The sequence below is a fragment of the Cognatundibacterium jejuense genome, from assembly GCF_014284255.1.
GTDB classification, from domain to species: Bacteria; Pseudomonadota; Gammaproteobacteria; order Burkholderiales; family Burkholderiaceae_D; genus Undibacterium; species Undibacterium jejuense.
Genome location: NZ_JACOFV010000034.1, coordinates 1 through 3,158 on the forward strand (window position 1 = coordinate 1; position 3,158 = coordinate 3,158).

Below are 3,158 nucleotides of genomic sequence, written 5' to 3' on the forward strand. Positions count from 1 at the left end.
AAGGAGTCTGCCATGACTGGAATTAACACGTCTTTCCCCCCATTATCCGAAACAGAAATTGAGCTGATACAAGCTTACCGTGCAATGGAAGCAGGTCATCATTTTCAATTGCTGGCGATGGTTAAAGAGTTGGCTGCACAAAACCCTGATAAAACTGGCGTTGCAGCAATTAATCTCAAAAAGTCCCCAAGTGTTAAAGTTGAAGTGTTGGATGATCTACGAAAATTCGGTTTTGAGATTGAAGTATTACAAATTGAACTCAATGTTTTTGTTGAAGCAATTTTGGAGAAAACTGATCAATTTAATGTCGAAAATGCGGATAATTTAGGCGTTATTAATTCGATATGTTGCTTTGCTGGCTATGCCTCCCAAAAGGCAAATGAAATTAAGGCATTACAACGTGAAATGTTAGCCATCATTTGTGGCACTTTGAATGGCGGTCAGCATGTCTAAAAAATTATCCGCTATAAAGGCCGCCCGTAGAAACTACAAGCCAGAAATCAAGCACGTATCATTTGAGGTATTGCCGTTTGTACGCAAATTAAAGCGCAGCAGTAAAAAAGCGTACAACAACTGGGACGTAAAACCAACTGATGATTACGGCGTGGCTTGTAGTATCGGTACGGAATATGCCGCCCATTTTGCACAATACCTCAAAGATAATCGTTGCATGGCTGGCAGTAATTTATTGGGACACATCGCACTGGACATCGATTTTAGCGATACGTCACCGGCTAAAGGGTATTGGGTTGGCTTCTTTTCCTATCTAGAAAATCTCATTTATGAGGCTGCCCGAGAGATAGACATATTCTCAGATGTCGATGAAGTTCATCGAGCAACTGCATCAATAGTATTTGCAAGAATGCAGGAGGCGAAAAATGACTAAATCAATCTCGTTAAATGCAATTCTCCCGAATCTGTTAGGTGATCAATTGCCGCCAATTGAGCTAAAAATTGATGCTTACTATCAAGGTGCTGTCAATTGTGGCATCCGAGCTGCACAAGCTTTCTTTAATGAAGATGAAGCAGTAAATTTACATGCACATCTACCTGCTTGTTTGCACCATTACTTGAACGTATTGCGTCAATCGTGTGCTTTGATTGAGTCATCAGCATCTGTTTGGAATCAACACGAACAGTCTAGCCGTGATGCTTTTTGCGCTGGCTATTTAGGGCGTATCCAGCAGGAGTTACGCATAATCCGACCGCCATTACATCATTACGGCAACGCTGCCGCGATGCACTAAGAGGCAGATATGACCCCAAAAAAACTAAAGAGTCGCATTTGTTCGCAAATGCGCTGTGGTTGCATACGTCTGTACATTTTGTATTTGAACGCTTTTTCTCTATTTAAGCGTAGAGAAAAAAGCAAAGGATAAGCTATGCAAAAGAAAACAATAGAACGTCCAAGCCTTGACACGATACAAGCCGCTTTAAGTTTCATACCACCTAATGAGCGCGACTTGTGGCTAAAAATAGGCATGGGCATAAAACAGGAATTTGGTGATACTGGCTTTGATGTATTTGACTCTTGGAGTCGAAGGGCAGAGAACTACAATCAAGACGCGGCAAAATCTAGCTGGAAAAGTTTTAAGGCCGGCGGCAAGATTGGGATAGGCACTGTGCTATACGAAGCAAAGCAGCGAGGCTTTAATATTAAAGAGTCTTTACCTGCTGCACCGGTCAGCGCAGAGCAAGCCGCACTGCTGGCGCAGGAACGCGCCGACCGCTTGGCCGCAGATCAGGCAGAGATAGAACGAAAACAAGCAGCAGCGGCGAGTATGGCGGCTAAGGCATGGGATAGCGCCAGCAATACCGGCCAATCAACCTATTTACAAAAGAAAGGTATTGCATCACATGGGTTACGTTTTGCGCCACATCGCACCGGCGATGTATTGCTTATTCCCTTGTATGATGCCAGCGGTCAGCTTTGCAATATACAGCGTGTGTTTGCGAACGGTGACAAACGTTTTTATACAGGTGGCCGTGTATCAGCTTGCTTTCATGGGATTGGTGATGCTGGCGCTGTTGAGTGCATCTTGATCGCTGAAGGTTATGCAACCGCAGCCGCTTTATACGAGGCCACCGGTTATGCCGTTATGGTTGCATTCAGCGCCAGCAATATAGGTCATGTGGCGGCGATAATACGCGAGCGTTACCCAGACAAGCACATATTGATATGTGCTGATGACGATAGCGAGACCGAACAAAAGACCGGTAAAAATACCGGAGTGATTGCGGCTCAAGAGGCGGCCAAATTGATTCACGCGCCGTGGTGCAAGCCCACCGGCTTGCCTGTTGGTGGAAATGATTTTAACGATTTATTTTTATATGCAGGACGTGACATAGTGTATTCGCAGATCATGGCCGCATTGAACAGCAATCAAATGCAAGCCCCTGAAACAACCGCCAGTGAAACTGTCACCAAGGTATCTGAAGTTAACCAGAATCACGCACAAGGTGAAAAATTAACACCGGCGAAGGTTGACAAGCCCACTCCCGAGAAAACACCTCAAAAGCCGCGCCAGCAACAAGGCAAAAATGCTGGTGCTGGACAATCAAGCAAACCATTTTTCACCAACAATGATGAAGGTGTTTTTTATCATGCCTTCCATGAAGGTGAGCCGCTACCCGCAATTAAAATATGTTCAGCATTGCGTGTAGTTGCGAAAACCCGCGATATCTCTAGCAATGAATGGGGTTATCTCTTGGAATTTAACGACCCTGACGGAAATGTGAAACGCTGGTCAATGGCAGCTAAGATGCTCTCTGGTGATGGCACACAATACCGCGCCGATTTACTCTCAATGGGGTTGCTTATTGAACCTGGGTTAAAGGTGAAAAATCATCTAACGACATACATACAAACCGCAGAAGTACCGGAGCGTGTCCGATGCGTTGAACGCACCGGCTGGCATGATGATGTGTATGTTTTACCTGATCGAACTATCGGGGAAGGAGACGAGACAGTAATGTTTCAAACAAATGGGATGGTCGCATCGCATTTCAAGCAAAAAGGCACACTCTTAGAATGGAATCAACAGGTCGCGGCTTACTGCCGTGGTAACTCTCGGTTGCTGTTTTTTGTGTCAGCCGCTTTCGCTTCCTTGCTGTTGAACCATTCCAAAGTACAGAGCTTTGGGTTACATATGGTAGGT

4 protein-coding genes are annotated in these 3,158 nt (G+C 45.1%); all 4 read left to right on the forward strand.

Annotated features, from left to right (window positions below; genetic code table 11):
• A partial coding sequence (locus tag H8K32_RS19780; RefSeq protein ID WP_222613207.1) for a hypothetical protein occupies positions 1 to 453 on the forward strand: 453 nt, incomplete at its 5' end.
• Complete coding sequence (locus H8K32_RS19785; RefSeq protein WP_186914325.1) at positions 446 to 886, forward strand: hypothetical protein; 441 nt, start codon at positions 446 to 448, stop codon at positions 884 to 886. The genes H8K32_RS19780 and H8K32_RS19785, both read left to right, overlap by 8 nt.
• Positions 879 to 1,247, forward strand: coding sequence for a hypothetical protein (locus H8K32_RS19790; protein ID WP_186914326.1), 369 nt, complete (start codon positions 879 to 881; stop codon positions 1,245 to 1,247). Before H8K32_RS19785 ends, H8K32_RS19790 begins: the two co-directional genes overlap by 8 nt.
• Positions 1,248 to 1,382: 135 nt before the next feature.
• Positions 1,383 to 3,158, forward strand: a 1,776-nt coding sequence (locus tag H8K32_RS19795; RefSeq protein WP_186914328.1) for a DUF927 domain-containing protein, incomplete at its 3' end; no start/stop codon positions are given.

Excerpts from the sequence above, each read along its gene's own strand:
- H8K32_RS19785 (WP_186914325.1), top strand. The coding sequence starts at position 446 with ATGTCTAAAAAATTATCCGCTATAAAGGCCGCCCGTAGAAACTACAAG.
- H8K32_RS19790 (WP_186914326.1), top strand. The coding sequence starts at position 879 with ATGACTAAATCAATCTCGTTAAATGCAATTCTCCCGAATCTGTTAGGT.